The 25,060-nt window shown below is 68.4% G+C and carries 23 protein-coding genes and 1 pseudogene; 7 read left to right on the plus strand and 17 right to left on the minus strand.

Going from position 1 to position 25,060, the window contains the following annotated elements:
* Nucleotides 1-42 precede the first annotated feature (42 nt).
* The gene (locus ABD022_RS02695) at nt 43-2,001 is read right to left on the minus strand and encodes a SurA N-terminal domain-containing protein (protein WP_325124214.1); all 1,959 of its coding nucleotides are present in this window, start codon (nt 1,999-2,001) and stop codon (nt 43-45) included.
* A 197-nt stretch (nt 2,002-2,198) separates the two neighbouring features.
* On the opposite strand from ABD022_RS02695, the gene ugpQ reads away from it, so the two are divergent.
* Together ugpQ and ABD022_RS02705 are read left to right on the plus strand one after the other, a co-directional pair.
* Nucleotides 2,199-2,966 (plus strand): glycerophosphodiester phosphodiesterase, encoded by a 768-nt coding sequence (gene ugpQ, locus ABD022_RS02700; protein ID WP_325124213.1) that lies wholly within the window; start codon nt 2,199-2,201, stop codon nt 2,964-2,966.
* A 17-nt stretch (nt 2,967-2,983) separates the two neighbouring features.
* Entirely contained in the window at nt 2,984-3,928 is a 945-nt protein-coding gene (locus ABD022_RS02705) for a 23S rRNA (adenine(2030)-N(6))-methyltransferase RlmJ (protein ID WP_343819941.1), read from the plus strand.
* Here ABD022_RS02705 and ABD022_RS02710 read toward each other — a convergent pair.
* Nucleotides 3,901-4,632 (minus strand): pseudouridine synthase, encoded by a 732-nt coding sequence (locus ABD022_RS02710; protein ID WP_325124211.1) that lies wholly within the window; start codon nt 4,630-4,632, stop codon nt 3,901-3,903. The genes ABD022_RS02705 and ABD022_RS02710 overlap by 28 nt on opposite strands.
* Nucleotides 4,633-4,754: 122 nt before the next feature.
* On the opposite strand from ABD022_RS02710, the gene ABD022_RS02715 reads away from it, so the two are divergent.
* Complete coding sequence (locus ABD022_RS02715; protein WP_325124210.1) at nt 4,755-5,297, plus strand: chorismate--pyruvate lyase family protein; 543 nt, start codon at nt 4,755-4,757, stop codon at nt 5,295-5,297.
* Nucleotides 5,298-5,302: 5 nt separating this feature from the next.
* Here ABD022_RS02715 and ABD022_RS02720 read toward each other — a convergent pair whose 3' ends face one another.
* Entirely contained in the window at nt 5,303-5,641 is a 339-nt protein-coding gene (locus ABD022_RS02720; RefSeq protein ID WP_325124232.1) for a P-II family nitrogen regulator, read from the minus strand.
* A 142-nt stretch (nt 5,642-5,783) separates the two neighbouring features.
* Here ABD022_RS02720 and argH point away from each other — a divergent pair, with 142 nt between their 5' ends.
* Complete coding sequence (argH, locus tag ABD022_RS02725; RefSeq protein ID WP_325124209.1) at nt 5,784-7,202, plus strand: argininosuccinate lyase; 1,419 nt, start codon at nt 5,784-5,786, stop codon at nt 7,200-7,202.
* Nucleotides 7,203-7,224: 22 nt separating this feature from the next.
* Here argH and ABD022_RS02730 read toward each other — a convergent pair whose 3' ends face one another.
* From ABD022_RS02730 to surE, 6 genes are all read right to left on the minus strand, one after another.
* Nucleotides 7,225-8,436 (minus strand): MFS transporter, encoded by a 1,212-nt coding sequence (locus tag ABD022_RS02730; protein ID WP_325124208.1) that lies wholly within the window; start codon nt 8,434-8,436, stop codon nt 7,225-7,227.
* Nucleotides 8,437-8,446: 10 nt separating this feature from the next.
* Complete coding sequence (rlmD, locus tag ABD022_RS02735) at nt 8,447-9,769, minus strand: 23S rRNA (uracil(1939)-C(5))-methyltransferase RlmD (protein ID WP_425545193.1); 1,323 nt, start codon at nt 9,767-9,769, stop codon at nt 8,447-8,449.
* Nucleotides 9,762-10,541 (minus strand): 3'-5' exonuclease, encoded by a 780-nt coding sequence (locus ABD022_RS02740; RefSeq protein ID WP_325124207.1) that lies wholly within the window; start codon nt 10,539-10,541, stop codon nt 9,762-9,764. The genes rlmD and ABD022_RS02740 overlap by 8 nt, the downstream gene beginning before the upstream one ends.
* Nucleotides 10,538-11,398 (minus strand): peptidoglycan DD-metalloendopeptidase family protein, encoded by an 861-nt coding sequence (locus tag ABD022_RS02745; protein WP_343819944.1) that lies wholly within the window; start codon nt 11,396-11,398, stop codon nt 10,538-10,540. Before ABD022_RS02745 ends, ABD022_RS02740 begins: the two co-directional genes overlap by 4 nt.
* A gap of 13 nt (nt 11,399-11,411) precedes the next feature.
* The gene (locus ABD022_RS02750; protein WP_343820180.1) at nt 11,412-12,182 is read right to left on the minus strand and encodes a protein-L-isoaspartate(D-aspartate) O-methyltransferase; all 771 of its coding nucleotides are present in this window, start codon (nt 12,180-12,182) and stop codon (nt 11,412-11,414) included.
* Nucleotides 12,183-12,252: 70 nt separating this feature from the next.
* Nucleotides 12,253-12,999 (minus strand): 5'/3'-nucleotidase SurE, encoded by a 747-nt coding sequence (gene surE, locus ABD022_RS02755; protein ID WP_325124205.1) that lies wholly within the window; start codon nt 12,997-12,999, stop codon nt 12,253-12,255.
* A gap of 217 nt (nt 13,000-13,216) precedes the next feature.
* Between surE and plsY the strand changes: the two genes are divergently transcribed.
* Nucleotides 13,217-13,858 (plus strand): glycerol-3-phosphate 1-O-acyltransferase PlsY, encoded by a 642-nt coding sequence (gene plsY / locus ABD022_RS02760; RefSeq protein ID WP_325124204.1) that lies wholly within the window; start codon nt 13,217-13,219, stop codon nt 13,856-13,858.
* A gap of 42 nt (nt 13,859-13,900) precedes the next feature.
* Here the strand turns inward: plsY and tsaD are convergent, their stop codons facing one another.
* Nucleotides 13,901-14,947, minus strand: a complete 1,047-nt coding sequence (gene tsaD / locus ABD022_RS02765; RefSeq protein ID WP_325124203.1) for a tRNA (adenosine(37)-N6)-threonylcarbamoyltransferase complex transferase subunit TsaD — start codon at nt 14,945-14,947, stop codon at nt 13,901-13,903.
* A gap of 236 nt (nt 14,948-15,183) precedes the next feature.
* Here tsaD and ABD022_RS02770 point away from each other — a divergent pair, with 236 nt between their 5' ends.
* Both ABD022_RS02770 and trxA read left to right on the plus strand, forming a co-directional pair.
* A complete protein-coding gene (locus ABD022_RS02770) occupies nt 15,184-16,476 on the plus strand; it encodes an NCS2 family permease (RefSeq protein ID WP_325124202.1) in 1,293 nt (430 codons plus the stop codon).
* A gap of 134 nt (nt 16,477-16,610) precedes the next feature.
* Nucleotides 16,611-16,991 carry a thioredoxin gene (gene trxA, locus ABD022_RS02775; RefSeq protein ID WP_325124201.1) on the plus strand — a complete coding sequence of 127 codons (381 nt, stop codon included), beginning with the start codon at nt 16,611-16,613 and terminating at the stop codon, nt 16,989-16,991.
* 4 nt (nt 16,992-16,995) lie between these two features.
* Here the strand turns inward: trxA and ABD022_RS02780 are convergent, their stop codons facing one another.
* From ABD022_RS02780 to ABD022_RS02810, 7 genes and pseudogenes are all read right to left on the minus strand, one after another.
* Entirely contained in the window at nt 16,996-17,580 is a 585-nt protein-coding gene (locus tag ABD022_RS02780; RefSeq protein ID WP_343819947.1) for an IMPACT family protein, read from the minus strand.
* Nucleotides 17,581-17,611: 31 nt separating this feature from the next.
* Nucleotides 17,612-19,213, minus strand: coding sequence for an ABC-F family ATPase (locus ABD022_RS02785; RefSeq protein ID WP_325124199.1), 1,602 nt, complete (start codon nt 19,211-19,213; stop codon nt 17,612-17,614).
* Nucleotides 19,214-19,321: 108 nt separating this feature from the next.
* Nucleotides 19,322-20,338: an LD-carboxypeptidase gene (locus tag ABD022_RS02790; RefSeq protein WP_325124229.1), complete on the minus strand. Its 1,017-nt coding sequence runs from the start codon at nt 20,336-20,338 to the stop codon at nt 19,322-19,324.
* A 105-nt stretch (nt 20,339-20,443) separates the two neighbouring features.
* Nucleotides 20,444-20,962: pseudogene (tadA, locus tag ABD022_RS02795) on the minus strand (tRNA adenosine(34) deaminase TadA); the annotation flags it as partial.
* On the minus strand, nt 20,955-21,803 hold the full coding sequence (locus ABD022_RS02800) for an HAD family hydrolase (RefSeq protein WP_343819949.1): 849 nt from the start codon (nt 21,801-21,803) through the stop codon (nt 20,955-20,957). The pseudogene tadA and the gene ABD022_RS02800, both read right to left, overlap by 8 nt.
* Nucleotides 21,791-23,359: an NAD(P)H-hydrate dehydratase gene (locus tag ABD022_RS02805; RefSeq protein WP_325124197.1), complete on the minus strand. Its 1,569-nt coding sequence runs from the start codon at nt 23,357-23,359 to the stop codon at nt 21,791-21,793. The genes ABD022_RS02800 and ABD022_RS02805 overlap by 13 nt, the downstream gene beginning before the upstream one ends.
* 10 nt (nt 23,360-23,369) lie before the next feature.
* Entirely contained in the window at nt 23,370-25,016 is a 1,647-nt protein-coding gene (locus tag ABD022_RS02810) for an acyl-CoA synthetase (RefSeq protein ID WP_325124196.1), read from the minus strand.
* Between the last annotated feature and the right edge of the window lie 44 nt (nt 25,017-25,060).

Raw genomic sequence — 25,060 nt, forward strand, 5'->3', positions numbered from 1 at the left:
TCCCGAGGCCTTTTTCATGCGGACGGAACCGGCGGGCGACGGTCAGTTCGATTTGCCCTCGCCCAGCTCGATCAGCTTGCGGCCTTCGTCCGTGATCTTGACGCCGAGCTGCTGGCGCAGTTCGGCCAGCACGGCCTGCTGTTCCATGCCGCCCCAGACGCGGGCCATCTGCTGTCCCAGGCCGTCGAGCGCGGGCGTATCCGTGGTGCCGGGCTGGACCTTGTCGACCTGGACGATCGCGTAGGCGCGCGGCAGCGCCACGCCGCCGTAGGCCGGCAAGGCATTGTCGGCCGCGACGGCAAATGCGGCATCCAGCACGGCCTTGGAGAGGCCGGCAGGATCGAGGCGGCTGATCGTGGCGGGATCGCCGAAGCCTTCGGACGCCGGCTGGGCATGCAGTTCCGCAAGGACCTTCTCGCCTTCGGCCACGGCAGCGGCAAGCGCGCGCTCGTCGGTCAGCTGCGCGCGGATATGGTCGCGGACCTGCTCCAGCGGCGGCACATGGGCGGGCGTGACTTCACGCGTACGGACCACCACCATCGTGTCGGGCGAGATCTCGATCACGCCGGAATTCTGCTTATCGGTCAGGACCTGGGAGCTGAACAGGGCCTGGCGCACGCGCACATCGCCCAGGATGGCGGCGTCGCCGGAAGCGGAAGCCGCATCCGGACCTGCCTCATCGGCGCTCAGCAGGCGATCGCGCGCGATCCCGCCGGCCTGGCGGACCTGAAGACCGAGATCCTTGGCGGCCGGGTCCAGGCTGGACGGATTGTCGTAGACCAGGCTGGTGAGCTTGGTTGCCATGTCGGCGAACCGGTCGGCGGCCAGCTGGCGGCGCACTTCGTCCTCGACCTTGGAGCGAGCCTGCTCGAAGGATTCGCCTTGCTCGGGCTGGACCTGGTCCGCCATGAAGACATGGTAGCCGTCCGGGCCCTTCACGGGATCGGAGATCTCGCCCTGCTTGAGCGCGAACACGGCCTGCTCCATGGGCAACGGCAGCGTACCGCGCTGGATCCAGCCCAGGCGGCCACCGTCGCGGGCGGTACCGGCATCCTGGGATTCCTTGCGGGCCAGATCGGCGAACGAGGACGGCTCGGCGCGGGCACGCGTCACGATGCCTTCGGCCTTGGCCAGCGCGGTCTTGGCGACGTCGTCGGAAGCGCCGGCCGGCAGCTTGATGAGGATGTGGCTGACGTTGACGCGCGCAGGCACCACGTAGCGCGACTTGTTCTGCTCGTAGTAATCCTTCAGCTGCGCTTCTTCGATGGCCGGCACGCTGGCCAGGGCGGCGGCCTCGTCCAGCACCAGGTAATCGGCCGACACCTGCTCGGGCAGCCGCAGCGCATCCTGGTGGCCGTCGTACCAGGCCTGGATGTCCTGGTCGGACACCTGGATGCCCTTGGCATGGTCCTCGGCCTTGAAGACCCGCAGGCGGATGGTGCGCTCTTCGGTCAGGGCGCGCTTGAGGCTGTCGAGCACCGGCGCCGGCAGGCCGGCCGTGTCGCGCACCGGGCCCAGCACGCGGTCCAGGGCCAGCTCGGCGCGCTGCCCGGCCTCGAAATCGCGCGGGGTCAGGCCATACGACGTCAGGACCTCGTGGTAGCGGTCGGGAGAGAATTGCCCATCGACCTGCAGTTGCGGCATGGCGGCGATGGCGCGGCGCAAGGCCCCGTCGGACACGCTGAAGTGATTCTCGGTAGCCACGGCGATCTGCAGCTTGCGGTCGACGAGCTGATCGAGCAGGGCCTGGCGCGCCTGGGGGTTGTCGAGCAGGGCGGGGTCGAAGCGGCCCTGGCTGCTTTCCTGCATCTGCTGCAGCTGGTTGCGCTGTGCCTGGACGAATTCGTCGCGGCTGACCGAGGCCCTGCCGATCTCGACCAGGGCCGGATCCGCCGTGACGAAGGAATAGCCGCTGATCCCGAGGAACACGAAGGAAGGCACCACGAGGATCAGGAGAATCAACTGCATCAGACGCTGATGCGTACGAATGAAATCGAACATGAACGGCTCACCTGCTGGAGACTGACGGCCCCAGGGCCGCGCGGACGAAATGTTCCGAAGTTTACCACCGTGGAACCCACTATCGCCAAGGCGGCGCCCCGGCCGGGCCTTGCGGCAGCCCCGCTTTGCGCGGATTCCTGCAGTGGCGGCCCAGGCTGGCTAAAATGCGGACTGTACCTTTTCGGCACCGGACTTCCATGTCACCCACCCATCACGCCTGGCCCTGGCCGGCGTTCATCGCCCATCGCGGCGGCGGCCGCCTGGCCCCCGAAAACACCCTGGCGGCGATACGCACGGGCGCCGCAGCCGGATTCGGGATGGTGGAATTCGACGTCAAGCTGAGTAGCGACGGCATGCTCTTCCTGCTGCACGACGATACCGTTGACCGGACCTCGGACGGCCGCGGCCTGGCCAGCGAGCTCACATGGCGCGCCCTTGGCGGCATGGACTTCGGCGGCTGGCACAGCCCCGAATTCGCCGGCGAGCCGGCGCCGTCCCTGTACGCCGTGGCCCGCTGCATCCGCACCCACGGCATCCACTGCAACATCGAGATCAAGCCGACCACGGGTCACGATGCCGAGACCGGCGCGGCCGTGGCCCGCGAAGCCGCACGCCTGTGGGCGGACGCCACCCTGCCACCACTGCTGTCATCGTTTTCCGAGGCCGCGCTGGAAGCCGCCCGCACGGCAGCGCCCGGATTGCCCCGCGCGCTGCTCATCGAAGGCCCGGTTCCGGCCGACTGGCGGGTCCGCCAGCAAGGCCTGGGCTGCATCGGCCTGAACATCGACGACCAATATGCCGGCGAGGCCGTGGTGCGCGACATCCTGGACCAGGGCGCCACCCTGGCCGTCTGGACGGTCAACGACCCCGCCCGCGCCCGCACGCTGTTCGACTGGGGCTGCCACGCAGTCTTCACCGACGAACTGGGCCATGTGCGGGCAGGCGCTCCCGGCCTGGCGGAATAACCCAACGGATCGCCGCCATGTTCAGCTACCGCCACGCCTTCCATGCCGGCAACCATGCCGACGTCCTGAAGCACGCCATCCTGGTCCAGATCCTGGACTACTTCAACCGCAAGGACACGCCCTACTGGGTGATCGACACCCATGCCGGCGCGGGCCTGTACGCCCTGGACGGCGAATGGGCCGGCCAGAGCGGCGAGGTCGTCGACGGTCTGGACCGGCTGCTGGATGCGCCCCAGCCGCCCGAACTGGTGGCGCGCTACCTGCGCGCAGTCCAGGATTTCAACCCCGACGGCGTCGCCAACCGCTATCCCGGATCACCCGCGCTGGCGCTGCACGCCCTGCGCCCGCACGACAAGCTGCGGCTGTTCGAGCTCCACCCCACAGAGATCGAGGTCCTGGAAAGCACCCTGCGGCAACTGGGTGCGCCGCGCCGCCAGGCCGCCATCGCGCGCGAGGACGGCTTTGGCGGGCTCAAGCGCCTGCTGCCGCCGCCGACCCGGCGCGGCATCGTCCTGATCGATCCTTCCTACGAGGACAAGCGGGACTACCGCCACACCCTGCAGGCGGTGCGCGACGGCCTGGAGCGCTTCGCATCCGGCTGCTTCGCGATCTGGTATCCCCTGGTGCAGCGCGTCCAGGCGCACGAAATGGCCCGGGCGCTGGAACGACTGCCGGTGGAATGGCTGCACGCCACGCTGACAGTGCGCAAGCCGTCCGCCGACGGCCTGGGCCTGCACGGCAGCGGCATGTTCATCGTCAATCCCCCCTGGACACTGCACGAGGAACTGCGTGCCGCCCTGCCCTGGCTGGAAAAGATTCTGGCCCAGGACGAACACGCCCGGCACACACTGGAAACCAGCGCACGGCCCGCTGCCGGTTCCCCGGCCGCGGCCCGGCCGCGACCGCAGTCCCAGGACCGCGCGCCGGCCCGGGCTCAGAAGCGCTCGCCTTCCCGCAAGTAGCGCCACTGCCCCAGGGGCAGGTCGCCCAGCACGATGCGCCCCATGCGCACTCGCTTCAGGCCCACGACCTTCAGGCCGACCAGTTCGCACATGCGGCGGATCTGACGCTTGCGGCCTTCGCGCAGGATGAAGTGCAGCTGGTCCTCGTTCTGCCACTGGACGCGTGCCGGCCGCAGGGCCTGCCCGTCCAGGGACAGGCCGTGGTTCAGCAGGGCCAGGCCATTGGCCGACAGCCTGCCTTCGACGCGCACCAGGTATTCTTTTTCAATCGATGAATCATCGCCGATCAGCTGGCGGGCGATGCGCCCGTCCTGGGTCAGGACCAGCAATCCCTGGGAATCGATGTCCAGCCGCCCGGCAGGCGCCAATCCACGCAGATGCGCAGGATCGAAGGCAGGACCGCCATGGCCCGGCCGATACTGTGTGCGCGCCTGGATCAGGGACGCGGCCGGGCGGTAGCCCTTGTCGGACTGATGCGACACGTAGCCGACCGGCTTGTTCAGGATGATCGTGACCTTGTCGGTCTGGCGGCGGGCCGCCTGACGCTCGAGCGTGATGCGTGCGCTGGGCAACGCCTTGGTACCCAGCTCGCTCACGATCCGGCCATCGACGCGCACCCAGCCGCGTTCGATATAGGCATCGGCTTCGCGCCGCGAGCACAGGCCGCGCTGGGCCATGAGTTTTGAGATTCGGACCGGTTCCATGATGCTGCGCATTTTATAGGATCGGCAGGCACAGGGCAGTCCGCAGGGACTTCCTGTGCCCGGCCTCGTTCGTGCTATCGTGAGGCCCCCCTTGCACGGCCCATCGGATAGCTGGTTTTTTCATGACCCCGGACACTGCCCTTCCCCGCCCCTGGCGCGACGCGCCCGCTCCCGGACTGGGCCGGGTGCGGCAGGTCTGGCTGCAGCGGCCGGGCGCCCTGACCGCCGGGTTGCGACGATTGGGGGAAGTGCGGCTGACGGTGCGCCGCGAGGCCGTCGAGGCCCTGACTCCGGGTTGGGCAGCCGAAGCGGGGTTGCCGGCCGGCACGCCGGTCTGGTGGCGCGAAATCCTGATGACCATCGATCGTGTTCCCGCCGTGCAAGCCTGCAGCTTCACGCCTCTTCGCGCCAGCCTGGGCGCCTGGAAGGCCATGCGCGGCCTGGGGCAGCGGCCGCTGGCCGACATCCTGTACCGGGATCCGCGCATCCTGCGCAGCGGATTCCGCTTCGGTCGGTTGCAAGTGCGCCGTGCCGATGGAACCTGGGAATACACCGGCGCCGGCGAGACGGTCCTGGCGCGGCATTCGGTCTTCCTGCGCCTGGGGCAACCCCTGCTGGTGGCGGAATATTTCCTGCCGTCCTTCTGGACGCTTGCGGGCCGGTAGTCTTCTTACAGCGCCTCGACGCCGGCTTCACCGGTGCGGATGCGCACGGCCTGCTCGACCGGTGTGACGAAGATCTTGCCGTCGCCGATCTTGCCGGTGCGCGCGGCACGGATGACGGCCTCGATCACGCCTTCGACCTGATCGGCAGCCACCACCACATCGATGCGGATCTTGGGCAGGAAATCCACCACGTATTCGGCCCCGCGGTACAGTTCGGTATGGCCTTTCTGGCGGCCGAAGCCCTTGACTTCGGTCACTGTCAGGCCATTGACGCCCAGATCGGACAGGGCTTCGCGCACCTCGTCGAGCTTGAAAGGTTTGACGATCGCCGTGATCTGCTTCATGTCGGACTGCGCCATGGTGTCGGTGTTCCGCTGAAAAGCTTTTAATATAGCGCAGACGACGCCCGTCCGGCTGCGCGGCCCGTGCGCGCTACGCCCGGGCCTGCCGCCCGGCGGGCGGCCGCTCCCTTATAATGCGCCCACTATGCCCAATACCCCGTCCGCACACAATCAGTTCGACAACAAATCGCAGGCCTGGTCGGCCCGGTTCTCCGAGCCCGTTTCCGACCTGGTCAAGCGCTACACCGCCTCGGTCGACTTCGACCAGCGCATGGCGGCCTTCGACATCCAGGGCTCGCTGGCCCACGCCGACATGCTGGCCGCCGTGGGCGTGATCAGCACCGCCGACCTGGCCGACATCCAGCGCGGCATGGAGCAGATCCTTGAAGAAATCCGCGCGGGCAGCTTCACTTGGTCGCTGGACCTGGAAGATGTCCACCTCAACATCGAAAAGCGCCTGGTCGAACTGATCGGCGACGCGGGCAAGCGCCTGCACACGGGCCGTTCGCGCAACGACCAGGTCGCCACCGATATCCGCCTGTGGCTGCGCCACGAGATCGACCTGGCCATCGATCTGCTGCAACAGCTGCGCCACCGGCTGGCCGCGCTGGCCCTGAAACACGCCGCCACCATCCTGCCGGGCTTCACCCACCTGCAGGTGGCCCAGCCGGTCACTTTCGGCCACCACCTGCTGGCCTACGCGGAAATGTTCGGCCGGGATGCCGAACGCCTGGCCGACTGCCGCCGCCGCACCAACCGCCTGCCGCTGGGCGCGGCCGCCCTGGCGGGCACGTCGTACCCGATCGACCGCGAACGCGTCGCCCGCACGCTGGGCTTCGACGAAGTCTGCCGCAACTCGCTGGATGCCGTCTCGGACCGCGACTTCGCCATCGAATTCTGCGCGGCCGCCGCGCTCATCATGACGCACATCTCCCGCCTGTCCGAGGAACTCGTCCTGTGGATGAGCCCCCGCGTGGGCTTCATCGACCTGGCCGACCGCTTCTGCACCGGCAGTTCGATCATGCCGCAGAAGAAGAATCCCGACGTGCCCGAACTGGCGCGTGGCAAGACCGGCCGGGTGCACGGCCACCTGGTCGCCCTGCTGACCCTGATGAAAGGCCAGCCCCTGGCCTACAACAAGGACAACCAGGAAGACAAGGAAGGCCTGTTCGACACCGCCGACACCATCCGCGATACGCTGACGATCTTCGTCGACATGATCGGCGGGGTGCGCGTCAAGGCCGACGCCATGCGCGCCGCCGCCCTGCAGGGCTACGCCACCGCCACCGACCTGGCCGACTACCTGGTCAAGCGCGGCGTGCCTTTCCGCGACGCGCACGAGACCGTGGCGCTGGCGGTGCGTTCCTGCGAACAGCGCGGCTGCGACCTGGCCGACCTGTCCCTGGACGAACTGCGCGGCTTCCACGCCGACATCCAGGACGACGTATTCCAGGTGCTGACGCTGGAAGGCTCGGTCGCCGCCCGCAACCACATCGGCGGCACCGCGCCCGAGCGCGTGCGCATCGAGGCGCAGCGGATCCTGGACCAGGCCGGGCAGGCCTGAGCCTGAAAAAACCCCGGGCCGGTCAGGCCGGCCGGCGCCCGGCCGGCAGGACCAGCCCCAGCAGCGCCACGCCGGCCAGGCAGGCGCCGGCCAGGAAAGTCGCGGACGGCCCCCAGGACTGCCACAGCCATCCTGCCAGGACGCTGGCCGGCAGCATGCATGCGCCGCTGGCCAGGTTGAAGATGCCAAAGGCCGTGCCCTTCATGCCCGCCGGCGTCGTGTCCGCCACCATGGCGGACAGAATCCCCTGGCTGAACCCCATGTGCAGCCCCCACAGCGCCGCACCGGCCAGCAGCGACCAGGCACCACCGGCCTTGAACGCGAGGGCCAGGTCGGCCAGCACCAGCAGGACCAGGCCGACCGCCAGGACGGCGGAGCGCGGCATGCGATCCGACAGCCAGCCGGCCGGATAGGCCGACAGCGTGAAGAAAAGCGACATCACGATCAGCACGGCGGGCGCCCAGGCGGCGCTCAGGCCCATGTCTTCTCCGCGCAGGATCAGGAAAGCCTCGCTGAAGCGGGCCAGCGTGAACACCGCACCGATCACCACCACGCGCCAGTAGGCGGGACCGAATTCGCGTGCGGCGCTCCAGCGGATGGGGGAACGGAACGACCGCGCCTCGCCCGGCCCGGGGCGCGCTTCGCGCACGCCCCAGAACAGCAGCCCCATGGCAATGATGCCCGGCACCACGGCGAACCAGAGAACATGCCTGATGTCCGTGAAGACCAGCATCAGCGCGACCGCCAGCCCAGGCCCCAGGACCGCGCCCACGGTATCCATGGACTGGCGCAGGCCGAAGGCCGCACCGCGGATTTCCGGCGGCGTGACATCGGACACCAGTGCATCGCGCGGCGCACCCCGGATGCCCTTGCCGATCCGGTCGATGAAGCGGGCGGCGAACACCATATCCACCGAATGCGCCAGGGGAAACAGGGGTTTGCTCAGGGCAGCCAGGCCGTAACCCGCCAGCAGCAGCCCCTTCCGCCGGCCCAGGAAATCGCTGATCGCCCCGGAAAAGACTTTGATGATCAGTGCGGTGGCCTCGGCGATGCCCTCGATGATACCCACGGCCAGCACACTGGCCCCAAGGCCCGACACGAGGAAGATCGGCAGCAGGCTGTGGATCAGTTCCGACGAAAGATCCATGAACAGGCTGACCAGGCCCAGCATCCAGACCGTGCGCGGGATGGTGCGCCGGTCGTCCATGCCCGGAACGGGATTTTCCGGGTTCATATGGCTTCCTTCAGGGTTCGAAGACCGCGATCGATTCGACGTGCGCCGTATGCGGGAACATATTGACCGCGCCTGCGGCCTTCAATGTCCATCCACCCACATGGTGCAGCACCCCGGCATCGCGTGCCAGGGTGGCCGGGTTGCACGACACGTAGACGACGCGGCGCGGCCGCGCCGCGGGCTCGATGGCCGCCAGAGCCTGGGCCACGGCCAGGGCGCCTTCGCGCGGCGGATCGATCAGCATGCGATCGAAGCGGCCCAGGCCAAGCAGCCAGCCCGCATCGATTTCGAACAGGTTGAGCTCGGTGAATGCGGCCTTGTCCGCCAGGCCTTGCCGGGCGGCATCCTCGCGGGCGCGCGTCACCAGTGCGGCACTGCCCTCGATGCCCACGACCTCGCGGCCCTGCGTGGCCAGCGGCAGGCTGAAATTGCCCAGACCGCAGAACAGGTCGGCCACGCGGTCGCCCGGCTGCACATCGAGCAGGCTCAGGGCCCGCGCGACCAGCGCCTGGTTGATGTGCGGATTGACCTGGGTGAAATCGGTAGGCCGGTAGTGCATGCGCAGGCCATAGGCCGGCAAGGCGTAGGCCAGCGCATCGGCCCGGTCCGGATCCAGGGGATGGGCCGAGTCGGGCCCCTTGGGCTGCAGCCACCAGTCGATGCGGTGCAGGATGCCGAAGTCGCGCAGGCGGTCCAGGTCGGCCGGCGTCAGGGGCTCCAGGTGCCGCAGGCAGAAGACCGTGGACTCATCTCCCACGGCCACCTCGATCTGCGGCACGCGATCGGGCCGCGACAGGCCGCCGACCAGTTCGCGCAGGGGCACCAGCAGGCCGGAAACGTGCGGCGGCAGCACCAGGCAGGAGCGGATATCGGCGACATAGCTGCTGGCGCGCTCGCGGAATCCCACCAGCATGCCGCCCTTCTTCGGCACCAGGCGGACCGACAGGCGGGCCCTGTGCCGGTAGCCGGAGACCGGGCCCTGCAGCGCCGGCAGAATCTGCTGCGGACGGACCTTGCCGATGTGGGCCAGGGCGTCTTCGAGGGCGCGCTGCTTGATGGCCATCTGCGCGGCCGGCTCCAGGTGCTGCATGGCGCAGCCCCCGCAGACGCCGAAATGGGGACAGGGCGGCGCGACGCGCTGCGAGGACGGCCGCAGGACGCGTTCGACCCGGGCCTTGTCGAAAGAGGGCTTGCGCCGCGTCACGCGGGCCAGGACCCGCTCGCCCGGAAGCGCGCCCTCGATGAAAACGACCTTGCCCTCGTGGTGGGCGATACCCTGGCCCTCAAGATCCAGCGACTCGACGTCCAGGGACAGCAGAATGGGTTCAGACATGGGGCCAGGCTGAGAGGAATTCTTTCCAATGCGGCGCATCGAGCGCCGACAGTGTGTCGCGCACCAGGGCAAGCTCGGCCGCGTAGGCGGTGGCATCGAGCTCGCCCTTGATCAGGCGATAGCGGCAGTACACCAGCCAGGTATTGACCACGTCGGTCTCGCAGTAGTTGCGCACGTGGTCGCGGTCCCCGGCATGCCAGGCCTGCCATACCTGGCCGCCGTCCATGTCGAGCTTGCCCGGAAAACCGCATAATTTGGCCAGCTGGTCCAGCGGCGCATTGGCGCGGCCGTTGAATTTTGCCAGCAGGTCCATCAGATCGATGTGGCGGGTGTGGTAGCGGTTCAGATAGTTGTTGAAGCGGAAGTCGCGGTCGTCTTCCCCGGTGTCCCAGTAGCGCGGCGCGGCCACGCCGTGGATCAGGCTGCGGTAGTGCAGGACCGGCAGGTCGAAGCCCGAGCCGTTCCAGCTGACCAGCGTGGGCGTGTAGTGGCCGATGGTCTTGAAGAATCCCGAGATCAGGACTTCCTCGGGATCGTCGGCCTGGCCCAGGGTGCGCACGCGAAAGCCCTGGTCGTCGCGGAACACGCAGCCGATGACGGCGATCTTCTGCAGGTGCAGCGGCAGGAAATCGTTGCCGTGGGTCTCGCGGCGCCGGGCCAGTGCGGCCTCGATGAGGGCGGCGTCATCGAGATCCGCCCATTCGGGGTTCAGGCGCCGCAGGCCGTCCGCATCCGGAATTGTTTCCAGGTCGAAGACCAGCGTCGGGATCATCGCGGCGGCAGGTAGGACAAGGGGTTCACGGGCGTGCCACGGCGGCGGATCTCGAAATGCAGCCGCGGCGAGGTGGTGTCGCTCTGGCCCAGGGTGGCGATCTTGGCGCCCTTCTTCACGGACTCGCCGGTCTTGACCAGCAGGGACTGGTTGTGGGCGTAGGCCGTGATGAAACCGTTGCTGTGGCCCAGAAGGATCAGGTTGCCCAGGCCGCGCACGCCGTTGCCGGCGTACATGACCTTGCCTTCGGCGGCGGCCACCACGGGCGCCCCCACCGCGCCTTCGATGTCGATGCCCTTGGTGGTGGCGTTGAAGCCCTGGATGATCTTGCCGTTGCTGGGCCAGCCCCAGGAAATCACGCCCGCATCGCTGGCACGGGCCGCAGAAGTCTCGACCGGGGCCGAACCGGCCGAAGCGGCGCCTTCGCTGCTGGCCGGGGGCGTGGTCTTGACCGGAGACGTCGAGGCCGTCGAGCCGCCGGACGGCATCGGGGTACCACCGTCCAGGCGCAGGATCTGGCCGATGGCCAGCTGGGTGGGGTCGCTGATGTTGTTCAGCTGCGCCAGGCGGGAGACTTCCATGCCGTGATCCTGGGCGATCTTGTAGAGCGTATCGCCGGCGCGCACCACATACGTGCCCTTGGCCGGAGCCGTCGCGGCGGCGGATGCGGCGCTGCTGGAGTGATCGGCGACGGGTGCGCGCGCGGAGCGTGAAGCGCAGCCCGACAGGACGGCGGCCGACAGCAGGACGGTCAGCAGCAGTGCCGCTTTTGCCTTGGGACGGCAATGTGACAAGAGTCGCCCGGTGCGTGGCGATTGGGTGAACGGATCATCTGTCACCAGCGTCCCATCGAGCATGTGGTTCTCCTACTTAGGTCTGCGTGCCAGGACGCAGCGGTACGAATCGGACATCTTCGAGCTCGATCCGGTGCCAGGAAGACGGACCGGTCCGCTCGATCAGAATCAGCCTCTGGTGCGCAGCGCCCACCGGGGCGATCAGGCGCGCACCCACGGCCAGTTGATGCAGCAAGGCTTCGGGGATTTTAACCCCCGCGGCGGCAACCACAATGCCGTCGAAGGGCGCGCGGTGTTCGAGACCCTGCATGCCGTCGCCGAACGTGAGCCGCACCCGACCCCGGGAACGGCCCTGCGCCAGGTTCAGGCGCGCCTGCTCGTACAGGCCGCGCACGCGTTCGATCGCATAGACCTCGGGCACGAACTGGGCCAGCACGGCGGCCTGGTAGCCGCAGCCGGCGCCGATCTCCAGGACCTTGCCCGGCGAGCGGCCGTCGCACATGACAGCCAGCATGTGCGCCACCACCCAGGGCTGGGATATCGTCTGGCCGTAGCCGATCGGCAGGGCGGCGTCCTCGTAGGCCCGGCTGGCCAGCCCCTGGTCCACGAAGAGGTGGCGCGGCACAGCCTGCATGGCCGACAGCACCCGCTCGTCGACGATGCCCTGCTCGCGCAGCCGATGCACCATCTGCAGGCGCAGCCGGTCCGAATTCAACCCCAGGTTGACGGTCTGCGCCGCCGGCGCCCGGGCCGCCGAGGACTGCGGCAGGGTGAAGGGGCGCGGACCATGGATGCGGGTATTGCTGTTGGCAGCCGAATAGCCGGGTCCCAGCGCGGACCCCGCCATGGCGCTGCGCGGGCTGCGGGACGGCTTGTCCAGCGGATGACGCGGCTTGTTCATCGTGCCTCCGGGGTGCTCATCGATCTTCCATCCAGCGCGCGACCGTATCGATCCGCGCATGATCCGTGAGATCGACGCGCAACGGGGTCATCGACACCGCATGCGCTTCGACCGCGCCGAAATCCGTTTCGGGACCGCCATCGAGCGCCCGTCCCACCGGACCGATCCAGTACACAGTGTCGCCATAGGGCGTGGTGCTGCGGATGACGGGCTCGGCCGGGTGACGCCGCCCCAGCCGCGTGGTGCGGAACCCCGCCAGGTCGCGGTAGGGCACCGCCGGGATGTTGACGTTCAGCAGCAGCGGCTCGCTCCAGGGCCGGTCGCGGAACCGCGACACCAGGTCGTGCGCCACGCGGGCCGCGCAATCCAGGTGGCGCCATTCCCGGTCCAGCAACGAGAGCGCCATGGACGGCACACCGAACAGATAGCCTTCCATCGCGGCAGCCACCGTGCCCGAATACAGCGTGTCGTCGCCCATGTTGGCGCCGTTGTTGATGCCGGAGACCAGCAGGTCCGGCCGGAACCCCAGCAGGCCCGTCAAGGCGACATGGACGCAATCCGAAGGCGTGCCGTTGACGAACCGGAAACCATTGGCCGCCTCGCGCACCGTCAGGGGCCTGCGCAGCGTCAGCGAATTGGACGCGCCGCTGCAGTTGGTTTCGGGCGCCACCACCGTAACCTCGCCCAGCGGCCGCAACGCCGCGACCAGGGCTTCGATTCCCGCCGCGTTGTAACCATCGTCGTTGGACACCAGGATGCGCATTTTCTTCGTTCCCGCCTGAAACCGGATGGTGCGAATTGTACCCGGGGAAGGCCCGGCACCCGGCGAATCCAAGCAGGCCGGCGGCGGCGGGCGCAACGGCCGTGAAGGAGCCGGTCCGGATCCGCCGCTGCGCCCGGTTTGGTTCCCCCCTCCGGGGGTTCCCTTAAAATGGCGTCCATCATCCACCCCCAGCGGGCCGTCCCGCCGCCCTTTTGCCATGAATCTCTTTGCCTCCGCCTTCGGCATCGCCGCCGCCCTGTTCATCGGCTACCTGATGGGCTCCGTCTCCTTCGCCGTCGTGGTCAGCCGCGCCATGGGGCTGAAGGATCCGCGCAGCTTCGGTTCGGGCAATCCGGGGGCGACCAATGTGCTGCGCGGCGGCAACAAGTCGGCGGCAGTCCTGACCCTGATCGGCGACGCCGCCAAAGGCTGGCTGGCCGTGACCCTGGCCGCCTGGGCGGCGCAGCGCGGGCTGCTGCCCGAAAGCGCGATCCCCCTGGCGGGGCTGGCGGCCTTCCTGGGGCACCTGTACCCGCTGTTCCTGGGCTTTCGCGGCGGCAAGGGCGTCGCCACGGCCCTGGGCGTGCTGCTGGCCCTGCAGCCCTGGCTTGCGCTGGCGACCGCGGCCACCTGGCTGATCGTGGCGCTGGTGACGCGATATTCGTCCCTGGCAGCCATCCTGGCGGCCATCTTCGCGCCGTTCTACTACATCCTGGGGGACAAGGTGGCCTGGCGCGCGGACGCGCTCACGATCTCGGTGATCGTGTTCATCAGCGTCCTGCTGCTGGCGCGCCACCGGGAAAACATCGCCCGCCTGCTGGCGGGCAAGGAAAGCCGCATCGGCTCGAAGAAGAAGTAGGCGTTCGCCGGGCCGCACGGCCGCCCCGCCCGGCCTGGAGAATCAGGCGACGCAGACGTCGCTCAGATCCCAGCGGGGACGCACGGCAAAGGCCGCATCACCGCGCAAGGCCTGCAGATCGATCAGGCCGGCCCGCGCCCGCTGCACGGCCGCCCAGGCGATCATCGCGCCATTGTCGGTACACAGCTGCAGGGGCGGGAAATACGCACGGCCGCCCAGGTCATCCAGTGCCTGGGTCAGGCGTGCGCGCAGATGCCGGTTGGCGCCCACGCCGCCCGCCACCACCAGGGTCTTCAACCCCGTGCGGCGCAAGGCCTGCAGGGATTTTGACGCCAATACGTCGACGATGGCTGCCTCGGTGGAGGCCGCCAGGTCGGCACGGGCCTTGTGACCGGTGGCGTCACCCTCGTCCTGCAAGGCCCGCATGCGGGTCAGCACGGCCGTCTTCAGGCCGCTGAAGCTGAAATCCAGGTCGCCGCTGTGCATCATGGGACGCGGCAGCGCGTATGCCCCGGGATCGCCGTCCTGCGCCAGGCGCGACAATTCCGGCCCGCCCGGATAGCCCAGGCCCAGCAGCTTGGCGCTCTTGTCGAAAGCCTCGCCCGCCGCATCGTCCAGGGTTTCGCCCAGCAACTCGTAGCGCCCCACGCCGTCGACCCGCATCAGCTGCGTGTGTCCGCCCGACACGAGCAGGGCCACGAACGGGAAATCGGGCGCCTCGTCGGCCAGCAGTGGCGACAGCAGGTGGCCTTCCAGGTGATGGATGGGGATGGCGGGCAAATCCTGCGCCCAGGCATAGGCCCGGGCGAAACCGGCCCCCACCAGCAAGGCGCCGGCCAGGCCGGGGCCGGCCGTGTAGGCCACGGCGTCGAGGTCGCGAGGCCGCACGCCCGCCTCGTCCAGGACCTGGCGGGTGAGCGGCACGATGCGGCGGATATGGTCGCGCGAGGCCAGTTCCGGCACCACGCCGCCGTAGTCGCGGTGCATGGCGATCTGGCTGTGCAGGGCATGCGCGAGCAGGCCGCGTTCGGTGCATGCCACGGCCACGCCGGTCTCGTCGCAGGAGCTCTCGAATCCAATGATCAGCATAGGGCGCCAGTTTACAGGAACCCCCGGCAAGGCTTCACATCCCGTACACCTGCCGTCTGCCTGGCGCAACCGGGAAAACAGCAGGCGCACAAGCAGGCCTGAAAGAGATTTAGAATGGCGAAGCTATAAAAGCGGCCCCCGCGCTGCGCCATCGCATGACCGGCGCAGTTTGCCCCAAGGGGCCGCCCGGCGGAAAACAAGCAGTGAATATCGACGTCCACCCCAGAGGAGACATCATGCTGGAACAGATCTTCAGGCTCAAGGAACACGACACCTCGGTTCGCACGGAATTACTGGCGGGCCTGACTACATTCCTGACGATGTCCTACATCGTCTTCGTCAACCCGGACATCCTGTCCGGCACCGGCATGGACAAAGGCTCCGTCTTCGTCGCCACCTGCCTGGCCGCCGCCCTGGGATCGATCATCATGGCCTTCGTGGCCAACTGGCCCATCGGCATGGCACCGGGCATGGGGCTGAACGCCTTCTTCGCCTTCACGGTGGTGGCGCAGATGGGCTACACCTGGCAGCAGGCGCTCGGCGCGGTCTTCATTTCCGGCGTGGTGTTCGTGATCCTCACGGTGACCGGCATCCGGGAATGGCTGGTGGCAGGCATTCCATCCTCGTTGCGCTCCGCCATCGCGGCCGGCATCGGGCTCTTCCTGGGCATCATCGCCCTGGGCTCGGCAGGCATCGTGGTCGCCAACCCGGCCACCAAGGTGGGACTGGGCGACCTGACCCATGCCACCACCCTGTTCGCGGTCCTGGGCTTCTTCATCATCGCGGCCCTGGGCGCCATGAAGGTCCGCGGCGCCATCCTGATCGGCATTCTGGCCATCACCGTCCTGTCGATCATCACCGGCTACACCGAATTCCAGGGTGTCTTCTCGGCTCCGCCCAGCCTGGATCCCACGTTCTTCAAGCTCGACATCCTGGGCGCGCTGAACACCGGCTTCTTCCATGTGATCCTGGTGTTCGTGCTGGTCGAAGTCTTCGACGCCACCGGCACCATGATCGGCGTGGCCACCCGCGCCGGCCTGATCCGCCCGGGCAACCCCGGCCGCCTCGGCCGGGCGCTGCTGTCGGACAGCACCGCCATCGTGGCCGGCTCCATGCTGGGCACCAGCAGCACCACCGCCTACATCGAAAGCGCCGCTGGCGTGCAGGCGGGCGGACGCACCGGCCTGACGGCCCTGACCATCGCGGTGCTGTTCCTGCTGGCGCTGTTCCTGTCCCCGCTGGCCGCCATCGTCCCGCCCTACGCCACGGCCCCGGCACTGCTCTACGTGGCCTGCCTGATGCTGCGGGAACTGGTCGACGTCAAATGGGACGACACCACGGAATCCGTGCCCGCCGCCATTGCCGCCCTGGCCATGCCGCTGACCTATTCGATCGCCAACGGCCTCGCCTTCGGCTTCATCAGCTACGTGGCGATCAAGGCGCTGTCGGGCCGCTTCCGCGACATCCATCCGGCCACCCTGCTCGTCGCCGTCCTGTTCATCATCAAATACACCCTGTTCCCCGGCTGATCCAAGGCGCGGGGCAGCCCCCACGGGCTGTTCCGCGCCTGAGCCGGCGGGCCGCTTGCAAATTCCCGGCCAGCCCCCATCTGCTCTGAACCGGGCGCGGCATCCTGCCGCCCCGATCCGACTCCGGAGCCCTCATGAGCGTCATCGAACTCACCCAAGACACCTTCCAGGCCGCCACCCAGGCCGCCCAGCCCCTGATCATCGATTTCTGGGCGCCCTGGTGCGGCCCCTGCCGCCAGTTCGGCCCGACCTTCGAAGCCGCCGCCGGGCAGCATCCGGACGTCACCTTCGCCAAGATCAACACCGAAGAACAACCCGAGCTGGCCGCTGCCCTGCGCATCCGTTCGATTCCGACCCTGATGGTGTTCCGCGAAAACGTGCTGCTGTTCCAGCAGGCCGGGGCGCTGTCGGCATCGCAGCTGGAAGAACTCGTCACCCAGGTGAAGGCCGTGGACATGGCCCAGGTCCACGCGGAAATCGCCGCCCAGGAAAAGAACGGCACCACGACGCACTGACGCCCTAGGACACCTGGAACCGGCCTTGCCCCCGGGTCAGGTCGGTGTGCAGGGTTTCCAAGGCCGCCACATCGGTGCGCGCCACCGCCAGGCGCCAGCGCACGCCGCGTTCGTCGAATTCCGCCTGCTCGATGCGCGCGCCGGCAGCCAGCAGGCGTGCCTGAACGCGATCCATGTCCGCATAGGGGCAATCGCACAGCACCTGGCATTCCTCGCGCAGTTCCACCCGGTCCGCCAGGCGCAGGCATTCGGCCGCCGTGCCGCCATAGGCCCGGGCCAGGCCGCCCGTCCCCAGCTTGATGCCGCCGAACCAGCGGATCACCAGCACCACCACGCGGTCGTAGCCCTGGGATTCGATGGCCTGCAGGATCGGCCGACCGGCCGTGCCGCCCGGTTCACCGTCGTCGTGGAAGCGGTACAGCGCCCCGAAACGCCAGGCCCAGCAGTTATGCGTGGCCTGGGGATCCCGGGAAGCATCCAGGAAGGACTGGGCAGCCTCGGGGGCATCGATGGGCGCGGCCAGGGCCAGGAAGCGGCTCTTGCGGATGTCGGCCTCGTGCCGGGCCGCGGCGGTCAGCGTATGCGGCATGCCTGCGTCCCCGATGCGGATGACTGCGGGACTAGGCCTCGATGCCCTGGGACTCGAGGTATTCCTCGTAGGTGCCCGGATAATCGTTCAGGCGGCCATCGGGCAGGATCTCGATCACCCGCGTCGCCACGCCCGACACGAACTGGCGGTCGTGCGAGACGAACACCAGCGTGCCCTGGTACTGTTCCAGCGCGTACTGCAGGGATTCGATGGATTCCATGTCCAGGTGGTTGGTGGGCTCGTCCATCAGCATGACGTTGTGGCGGCCCAGCATCAGGCGGCCGAAGCTCATGCGGTTCTTTTCCCCGCCCGACAGCACGCGCACGGGCTTGGTGATTTCGTCGCCCGAGAACAGCAGCCGGCCCAGCACCGAGCGGATCGACTGATCCTCGTCGCCCGGCTGGCGATAGTCCGTCAGCCAGTCGAACAGATCGCGGTCGGAATCGAACTGGTCGGACACGTCCTGGGCCATGTAGCCGATGTCGGCATTTTCCGACCAGCGCACCGTGCCTTCGTCGGGCGGCAGGTTGCCGGCCAGCAGGCGCAGCAGGGTCGTCTTGCCCACCCCGTTGGCGCCGATGATGGCAACCTTCTGCCCGGCCTCGATCATGGTGGTCAGGCCCCGGATGATGGGCCGGTCGTAGGACTTCGACAGATCCTCGATGTGCACCGCCTGGCGGTGCAGGACCTTGTTGACCTCGAACCGGATGTAGGGATTCTGTCGCGAGGACGGCTTGACCTGCACGGTCTCGGCCTTGATGCGGTCGATCTGCTTCAGGCGGGACGTGGCCTGGCGCGACTTGGACTTGTTGGCGGCGAAACGGCGCACGAAGTCCTGCAGTTCGCTGACGCGTTCCTTGGCGCGCGCATTGGCGGCCAGCTGCCGCTCGCGCGCCTGAGTGGAGGCCAGCATGTAGTCGTCGTAGTTGCCCGGATACACACGCAATTCGCCGTAGTCCAGGTCGGCCATGTGGGTGCAGACGGCGTTCAGGAAATGGCGGTCGTGGCTGATGATGATCATCGTGCTGTCGTAGCCGTTGAGCACGTTTTCCAGCCAGCGGATGGTGTTGATGTCCAGGTTGTTGGTGGGCTCGTCCAGCAGCAGCACATCGGGATTGGAGAACAGCGCCTGGGCCAGCAGCACGCGCAGTTTCCAGCCCGGGGCGATCTCGCGCATCGGCAGATTGTGCTGCTCGACGGGGATTTCCAGGCCCAGCAGCAGTTCTCCGGCACGGGCCTCGGCCGTGTAGCCGTCGTATTCGGCGAACTTGCCTTCCAGTTCGGCCGCGCGCATGTAGTCGTCCTCGGTCGCCTCGGGGTTCGCGTAGATGGCGTCCCGGTCGGTCATGGCCTTCCACATTTCGGCGTGGCCCATCATCACCACGTCCAGCACGCGCTCGTCCTCGAAGGCGAACTGATCCTGGCGCAGCTTGCCCAGCCGCACACCGGGCTCCAGCGCGACGTTGCCCGAGGTCGGTTCCAGGTCGCCGCCGATGATCTTCATCAGGGTGGACTTGCCCGAGCCATTGGCGCCGATGAGCCCGTACCGGTTGCCATCGCCGAATTTGACGCTGACGTTCTCGAAAAGGGGCTTGGTGCCGAACTGGATGGTGAGGTTGTTGGTGGAGATCACGGTGGCGGTGGTGAAAAAGTGAAGTCAAAGCAACCTGCTAGTTTAGCAGGTGGCCGCCTTCCAGCCCCCTGCCCTTCCGTATCGGGCAGCCCCCGGGCCGGACGCCGGTCAGTGGCCATGCTCCCGCAGCACCAGGTGCGCCATGCCGTCTTCGGTGGCGATGCCCACGCGCGCACCCACCGGCAGGGTTGCCTTGACCTTCACGTGGCCATAAGGCAATCCCGTGACCACCGGCACGCGCACCGTCTTGCGCAGCCAGCGCACCACCGCGTCCATGTCGTAGCCGTTGTCGTGCGGTGCCAGGCGATAGTCGGTGAACTGGCCCAGCACGATGGCGTGCTGCTTGTCCAGGATTCCGGCATGCCACAGCTGGGTCAGCATCCGCTCGATGCGGAAGGGATGCTCGGAGACGTCCTCCAGGAACAGAATGCCGCCCCGGATGTCGGGCAGATAGGGAGTGCCGACCAGCGAGGCCACCATGGCCAGGTTGCCGCCCCATAGAATGCCGCGCGCATCCACCGGATCGGCATCGGGGGATTCGAAGCTGAGGATTTCCAGTTCGCCCGACAGGGTTTCCTGGAACAGCGCCTGCGTCAGGTCGTCCACCTTCTTGCCGCCGAAATCGAAGACCGCCGTGGGACCGGCCAGGCTGACGGCGCCCGTGCGCGCCAGCAGGGCCAGGTTGAAGACCGTGAAATCGCTCTGGCCGATGAAAGTCTTGCCGCTGTCGGCCACGGCCTGCCAGTCGATGTGGGGCAGCAGCCGGCTCAGGCCGTAACCGCCCCGGGTCGCCATGACGATCGGATGCTTCTGCTTCAGGGCGCGCTGGATGCAGGCCAGGCGCTGCCTGTCGGTGCCGGCGAAGCGCTCGTGCACCGCCAGCGCCGTCCGGTCGACGGCCGTGCGAAAGCCCATGGCGCGCAGCCGCTGGGCGGCCAGGTCCAGCGCTTCCGGGTTGGCCACGGCGCCCGAGGGCGAGATCAGGTAGATGCCCGAAGGCTGCTCATGCACACCGTGCGCGCCGCAGTCCGGGTCGGCGCAGACCAGATGCGTGTGTTCGCCAGCCGCCACCGGGTGGGAATGCGATGACGAAGAGGCGGCGGAGGCAGGTTTCTGCTTGGGCATGGGGGAGTCGTCCTGAGAAAGAGAGGCAGCGGCCTGGGCGGCCGCGGAAACGAGTACGGGGCGTGCCGGCGGAACCAGCGCGGCGGTGGGACCGTTGCGGGCCGCGCGGGCAGCCTCGCGCCGGGCGCGGAAGAAACCGCGCAGCAGATCGCCGCAGGCCTGCGCCCGGACCCCGCCCCGCACCCGAGCATGATGGTTCAGGCGCGGCTGTACGGACAGATCGACCACGCCACCGCAGGCGCCGGTCTTGGGATCTGGCGCGCCATAGACGATTTCGGCCAGCCGCGCATGGAACATGGCACCCAGGCACATGGCGCAGGGTTCCAGCGTGACGTACAGGCGCGCGCCGGTCAAGCGGTAGTTGTCCAGCCGGCGGGCGGCGGCCCGCAGTGCCACGACCTCGGCATGCGCGGTGGGATCGCGGTCCAGGATCGTGCGGTTGTGGCCGCTTGCCAGCAGGCGCCCGTCGGCATCCAGCACCACGGCGCCCACGGGCACCTCGCCCAGGTCTGCCGCCTGGCGGGCCTGTTCGAGTGCCAGCGCCATGGCGCCATCATCGTCCAGCAGGCCGGCCGCGCCGGCACGGGGGGATGCGGCCTGCCGGCCGCCGCGCGCCTCAGCCACGATACATCCGCGCGCGCAGCACGATCTTGGATGCCAGGCTTTCGACTGCAGCCTCGAGCCATTGGTAGAGCTCGGCGTCCTCGCCGAAACGCGCCTGGTTCAGGTTGGAGACGCGGCCGTCCTCGATGAAGCCCCAGGCACGGCTGCGTTTTTCCTTGTGGCGCGGGTCCCAGACGCCGAATGCAACCCCGCCCGAGCGGCGGATCAGCGAGAAGCAGGGAATGTCGGTATAGCCATCGCCGACGAAGATCATCTGCTCGAAGGGCACGCGCAGCTTGTCCGCATCGACCTTGCGGTTCACTTCGAAAGGCTTGTTGCGCGATTCGGGTCCGATGATGCCCTTCTGGATGTGGAACAGATAGCGGGTCTTGTCGGTGAAGCTGACCACGCGCCGCGGGAAGACGATGGCTCCGTCGGCATCGTAATGGAACTCGGACGCCCAGATGTCCGAGAACCAGCCGGCGATGGGGGTTTCGCGCAGTACGTCGCCGATCCCGCTGGAAATCAGGTAGAACTCGAGCTGCACGGTCGGATGCGCATGACGCAGCCGTTCCCGCAGGCGCTCGAACAGGGTGGTCACGCCTTCGTGCAGCGGCAGCCGGCGCCCCCAGTCGCGCAGGCGGTCTCGGGTGATGGGGCCATGACGCCCGGAACGGGACAATTCCAGCATCCGGTACAGGTAGGCCGGCACCGGGTCCCAGTCCTCGCGGCCGAGCAGCGGATCGACCTGCTCGTGCCAGAAGGCCTGCACGTCCACGCCGATTTCCTGCAGAAAGCCCGATGTGCTGTCCGGCGCCAGGGTATCGTCGAAATCGAAGACCAGCGCAATCACGTCCGCCATGAGCATGCCTCCCCGGAATCCCGCACCATGTCCGCCAGGACGGCCAGCGCGCCCGGCAGGGCGCCCGGCAGATCCTCGGCCAGCAGCCCCCAGCCCAGCCGGTCGGCCGCCAGGCCGTGCAGCCAGACGGCCGCGCATGCCGCCTCGAGCGCCGGCATGCCTGCGGCCAGCAGGCCCACGATGCACCCCGCCAGCACATCTCCGGATCCGGCCGTGGCCAGTGTCGGCGGCGCATTGTCGTTGATGATGCAGCGGCCGTCGGGAGCCGCAATCACCGTGTCGGCTCCCTTGAGCACCACGACTGCGCCGCTGCGACGGGCGGCGTCACGGGCGCGCCGCAGCTTGCCGCCGCCCGCACCGTCGGTCACCGGGCCGAACAGGCGGGCGAACTCGCCTTCGTGGGGGGTCAGCACGCATTGCGCGTGCAGGGCCTGGAGCAACGCATCGGGCTGGCCCGAGAAGACACTGAGTGCATCGGCGTCCAGCACGCAGGACCGCCCGCTCGCCAACAGCTCGAGCACCTGGCTTTTCCCCCGGGGCTCGCGCCCCAGCCCCGGACCGATCAGCAGCGCATTGCGACGCGGATCGGCCAGAGCCCGGGCCAGCGCGCCATCGGGCGGCAGGGCCTCGACCATGACCGAAGCGAGTGCCCCGGCCTGAATCGCCCACGCGGCCGGCGGCACCGCCAGCGTCACCAGGCCAGCCCCGATGCGCGCGGCCGCAAGGCAGGCCAGGCGGCTGGCGCCGGTCATGCGTTCGCCGCCCACGGCCAGGACATGGCCCCGGTGGTATTTATGGCCGTCGGACCGGGGCCAGGGGAAGGCTTCCGACCAGAGATCGGGATGATTGGCGTAGGCCTCGGGAACGATGGATTCCAGGGCTGCATCGGGCATGCCGATGTCGGCGCAGGCCAGCGCACCGCACAGTGCACGCCCCGGCAGCAGCAGATGGCCCGGCTTGCGGCGGCAGAAGGTGACCGTCAGATCGGCCCGGATGGCGGCACCCGGACACCGGCCGCTCGCACCGTCCAGCCCCGTCGGCACGTCGATGGCACACACGGGCACGGCGGCGGCGTTGACGGCATCGATCAGTGCCTGCAATTCATCGGCCGGCGCCCGGCTCAGGCCCGCGCCCAGCAGTGCATCGACAATCAGCCCTGCCCCATCCAGGCTGCCGGGAACGGCGGGTTCGACCGGCCCGCCCCAGGAATCGGCCGCCCAGGCGGCATCCCCGTGCAGGGCATCGCGGCTGCCCCACAGGGCCACCCGCACCGGCCAGCCCGCATCCCGCAACAGGCGCGCGGCCACGAAACCGTCGCCGCCGTTGTTGCCCGGCCCGCACAGCACGAGCACTCGCGTCGGCGCCCAGCGTTCCTGGACCGCCCGGGCCACGGCGGCACCGGCCGCTTCCATGAGCCGCACGCCGGGCACCCCCGCCGCCGGAGCCGCCCGGTCGGCCGACCCCATCTGCTGCGGGCTCAGCAGCGCATGCGGCGACAGCCGTGCCCGCGCACCGCGGCCGGCGCGCGCATCGGAGCAACGGTAGGCTTCCGACATCCCCCGGACCTCAGGCGGATTGCGCGGCCCGCTGGCGCAATTCGAATTTCTGGATCTTCCCGGTGGAAGTCTTGGGCAGCTCGCCGAACACGACATGGCGCGGAACCTTGTAGCCGGCCAGATGGGCCTTGCAATGGGCCACGATGTCTTCGACGCTGACCTGGGCATCGGGCTTGAGTTCGATGAAGGCGCAGGGCGTTTCGCCCCAGCGCTCGTCGGGCTGCGCGACGACGGCAGCCGCCAGGACGGCCGGATGACGGTAGAGCACGTCCTCGACCTCGATCGAGGAAATGTTTTCCCCGCCGGAGATGATGATGTCCTTGCTGCGGTCCTTGATCTTGATGTAGCCGTCCGGGTAGACCACCGCCAGATCGCCGCTGTGGAACCACCCGCCCTCGAAGGCGGCCTGGGTCGCCTGCGCATTCTTCAGGTAGCCCTTCATGCAGATATTGCCCTGGAACATGATTTCGCCCATGGTCTGGCCGTCGGCCGGCACCGGCTGCAGGGTTTCCGGATCCAGCACCGCCGCGGCCTTCTGCAGGTGGTAGCGCACGCCCTGCCGGGCGTTGAGCTCGGCCCGCTTGCCGATGTCCAGGTCGTTCCAGGCAGCGTCCTTGGCACACACCGTGGCAGGCCCGTAGACTTCGGTCAGGCCGTAGACGTGCGTGAGATCGATGCCCAGGGCTTCCATGCCCTCGATCATGGATGCGGGGGGTGCGGCACCGGCCACCATGGCGTGGATGCCCGGCGGAATCGAGTCGCGCAGGTCCTGGGGCGCATTGACCAGCATGCTCTGCACGATGGGCGCACCGCAATAGTGGGTGACGCCATGTTCGCGCATCAGCGCGATCATGGCCGCGGCATCGACCCGGCGCAGGCAGACGTTCACCCCCGCCCGCGCCGCCACGGTCCAGGGAAAGCACCAGCCGTTGCAGTGGAACATGGGCAGCGTCCACAGATAGACCGAGTGCTTGGGCATGTCCCATTCGAGAATGTTCGACACGGCATTGATGGCCGCCCCCCTGTGGTGGTAGACCACGCCCTTGGGGTTTCCGGTGGTGCCGCTGGTGTAGTTCAGGGCGATCGCATCCCATTCGGAATCGGGCATCCGCCAGGCGAAATCGGGGTCGCCTTCGGCCAGCAGGGCTTCATATTCCATCGCGCCGATGGATTCCCCGGGGCCGTCGTACAGGGGATCGTCGACATCCACCACCAGGATGGGCTCGGACCGCGTGCGCAGCGCCAGCGCCTGGCTCACGAGGCGCGAGAATTCCCGGTCCACGAGAATGACGCGCGCTTCGCCGTGATCAAGCATGAAGGCGATGGTGGCGGGATCCAGCCGAGTGTTCAGGGTATTCAGGACGGCTCCGCTCATGGGAACGCCGAAATGCGCCTCGACCATGGCGGGAACGTTCGGCAGCATCACGGCCACCGTATCCCCGCGGCCGATGCCGCGCGCGGCCAGGGCGCCTGCCAGGCGGCGGCAGCGCCGGTAGAGATCGGCCCAGGTGCGGCGGATGGCATCGCCGCCGCGGCCATGCACGACCGCCAGCCGCCCGGGATAGACCTCGGCGGCCCGTTCCAGGTACAGCAACGGCGTCAGCGGTGCAAAATTGGCCTGGTTCTGGTCCAGGTTCTGGTCATATATCGAGGTCATTTCGATCTCCATCCGTCCATCGGGAATACTGCTGCGCGGGCGCA

It is taken from the genome of Castellaniella daejeonensis (genome assembly GCF_039523555.1).
In the GTDB taxonomy this organism is placed as follows: domain Bacteria; phylum Pseudomonadota; class Gammaproteobacteria; order Burkholderiales; family Burkholderiaceae_B; genus Castellaniella; species Castellaniella daejeonensis.

Bases quoted from the DNA above. Each gene is read 5' to 3' on its own strand.
- ABD022_RS02810 (WP_325124196.1), bottom strand. From the start codon at position 25,016: ATGACCTCGATATATGACCAGAACCTGGACCAGAACCAGGCCAATTTT.
- ABD022_RS02740 (WP_325124207.1), bottom strand. From the start codon at position 10,541: ATGATCCCGACGCTGGTCTTCGACCTGGAAACAATTCCGGATGCGGAC.
- ABD022_RS02805 (WP_325124197.1), bottom strand. From the start codon at position 23,359: ATGTCGGAAGCCTACCGTTGCTCCGATGCGCGCGCCGGCCGCGGTGCG.
- ABD022_RS02705 (WP_343819941.1), top strand. From the start codon at position 2,984: ATGTTCAGCTACCGCCACGCCTTCCATGCCGGCAACCATGCCGACGTC.
- rlmD (WP_425545193.1), bottom strand. From the start codon at position 9,769: ATGTCTGAACCCATTCTGCTGTCCCTGGACGTCGAGTCGCTGGATCTT.
- ABD022_RS02790 (WP_325124229.1), bottom strand. From the start codon at position 20,338: ATGCCCAAGCAGAAACCTGCCTCCGCCGCCTCTTCGTCATCGCATTCC.
- ABD022_RS02715 (WP_325124210.1), top strand. From the start codon at position 4,755: ATGACCCCGGACACTGCCCTTCCCCGCCCCTGGCGCGACGCGCCCGCT.
- ABD022_RS02750 (WP_343820180.1), bottom strand. From the start codon at position 12,182: ATGGCGGGGTCCGCGCTGGGACCCGGCTATTCGGCTGCCAACAGCAAT.
- plsY (WP_325124204.1), top strand. From the start codon at position 13,217: ATGAATCTCTTTGCCTCCGCCTTCGGCATCGCCGCCGCCCTGTTCATC.
- trxA (WP_325124201.1), top strand. From the start codon at position 16,611: ATGAGCGTCATCGAACTCACCCAAGACACCTTCCAGGCCGCCACCCAG.
- ABD022_RS02780 (WP_343819947.1), bottom strand. From the start codon at position 17,580: ATGCCGCATACGCTGACCGCCGCGGCCCGGCACGAGGCCGACATCCGC.
- argH (WP_325124209.1), top strand. From the start codon at position 5,784: ATGCCCAATACCCCGTCCGCACACAATCAGTTCGACAACAAATCGCAG.
- ABD022_RS02745 (WP_343819944.1), bottom strand. From the start codon at position 11,398: ATGCTCGATGGGACGCTGGTGACAGATGATCCGTTCACCCAATCGCCA.
- surE (WP_325124205.1), bottom strand. From the start codon at position 12,999: ATGCGCATCCTGGTGTCCAACGACGATGGTTACAACGCGGCGGGAATC.
- ugpQ (WP_325124213.1), top strand. From the start codon at position 2,199: ATGTCACCCACCCATCACGCCTGGCCCTGGCCGGCGTTCATCGCCCAT.
- ABD022_RS02770 (WP_325124202.1), top strand. From the start codon at position 15,184: ATGCTGGAACAGATCTTCAGGCTCAAGGAACACGACACCTCGGTTCGC.
- ABD022_RS02695 (WP_325124214.1), bottom strand. From the start codon at position 2,001: ATGTTCGATTTCATTCGTACGCATCAGCGTCTGATGCAGTTGATTCTC.
- ABD022_RS02800 (WP_343819949.1), bottom strand. From the start codon at position 21,803: ATGGCGGACGTGATTGCGCTGGTCTTCGATTTCGACGATACCCTGGCG.
- ABD022_RS02720 (WP_325124232.1), bottom strand. From the start codon at position 5,641: ATGAAGCAGATCACGGCGATCGTCAAACCTTTCAAGCTCGACGAGGTG.
- ABD022_RS02730 (WP_325124208.1), bottom strand. From the start codon at position 8,436: ATGAACCCGGAAAATCCCGTTCCGGGCATGGACGACCGGCGCACCATC.
- ABD022_RS02710 (WP_325124211.1), bottom strand. From the start codon at position 4,632: ATGGAACCGGTCCGAATCTCAAAACTCATGGCCCAGCGCGGCCTGTGC.
- tsaD (WP_325124203.1), bottom strand. From the start codon at position 14,947: ATGCTGATCATTGGATTCGAGAGCTCCTGCGACGAGACCGGCGTGGCC.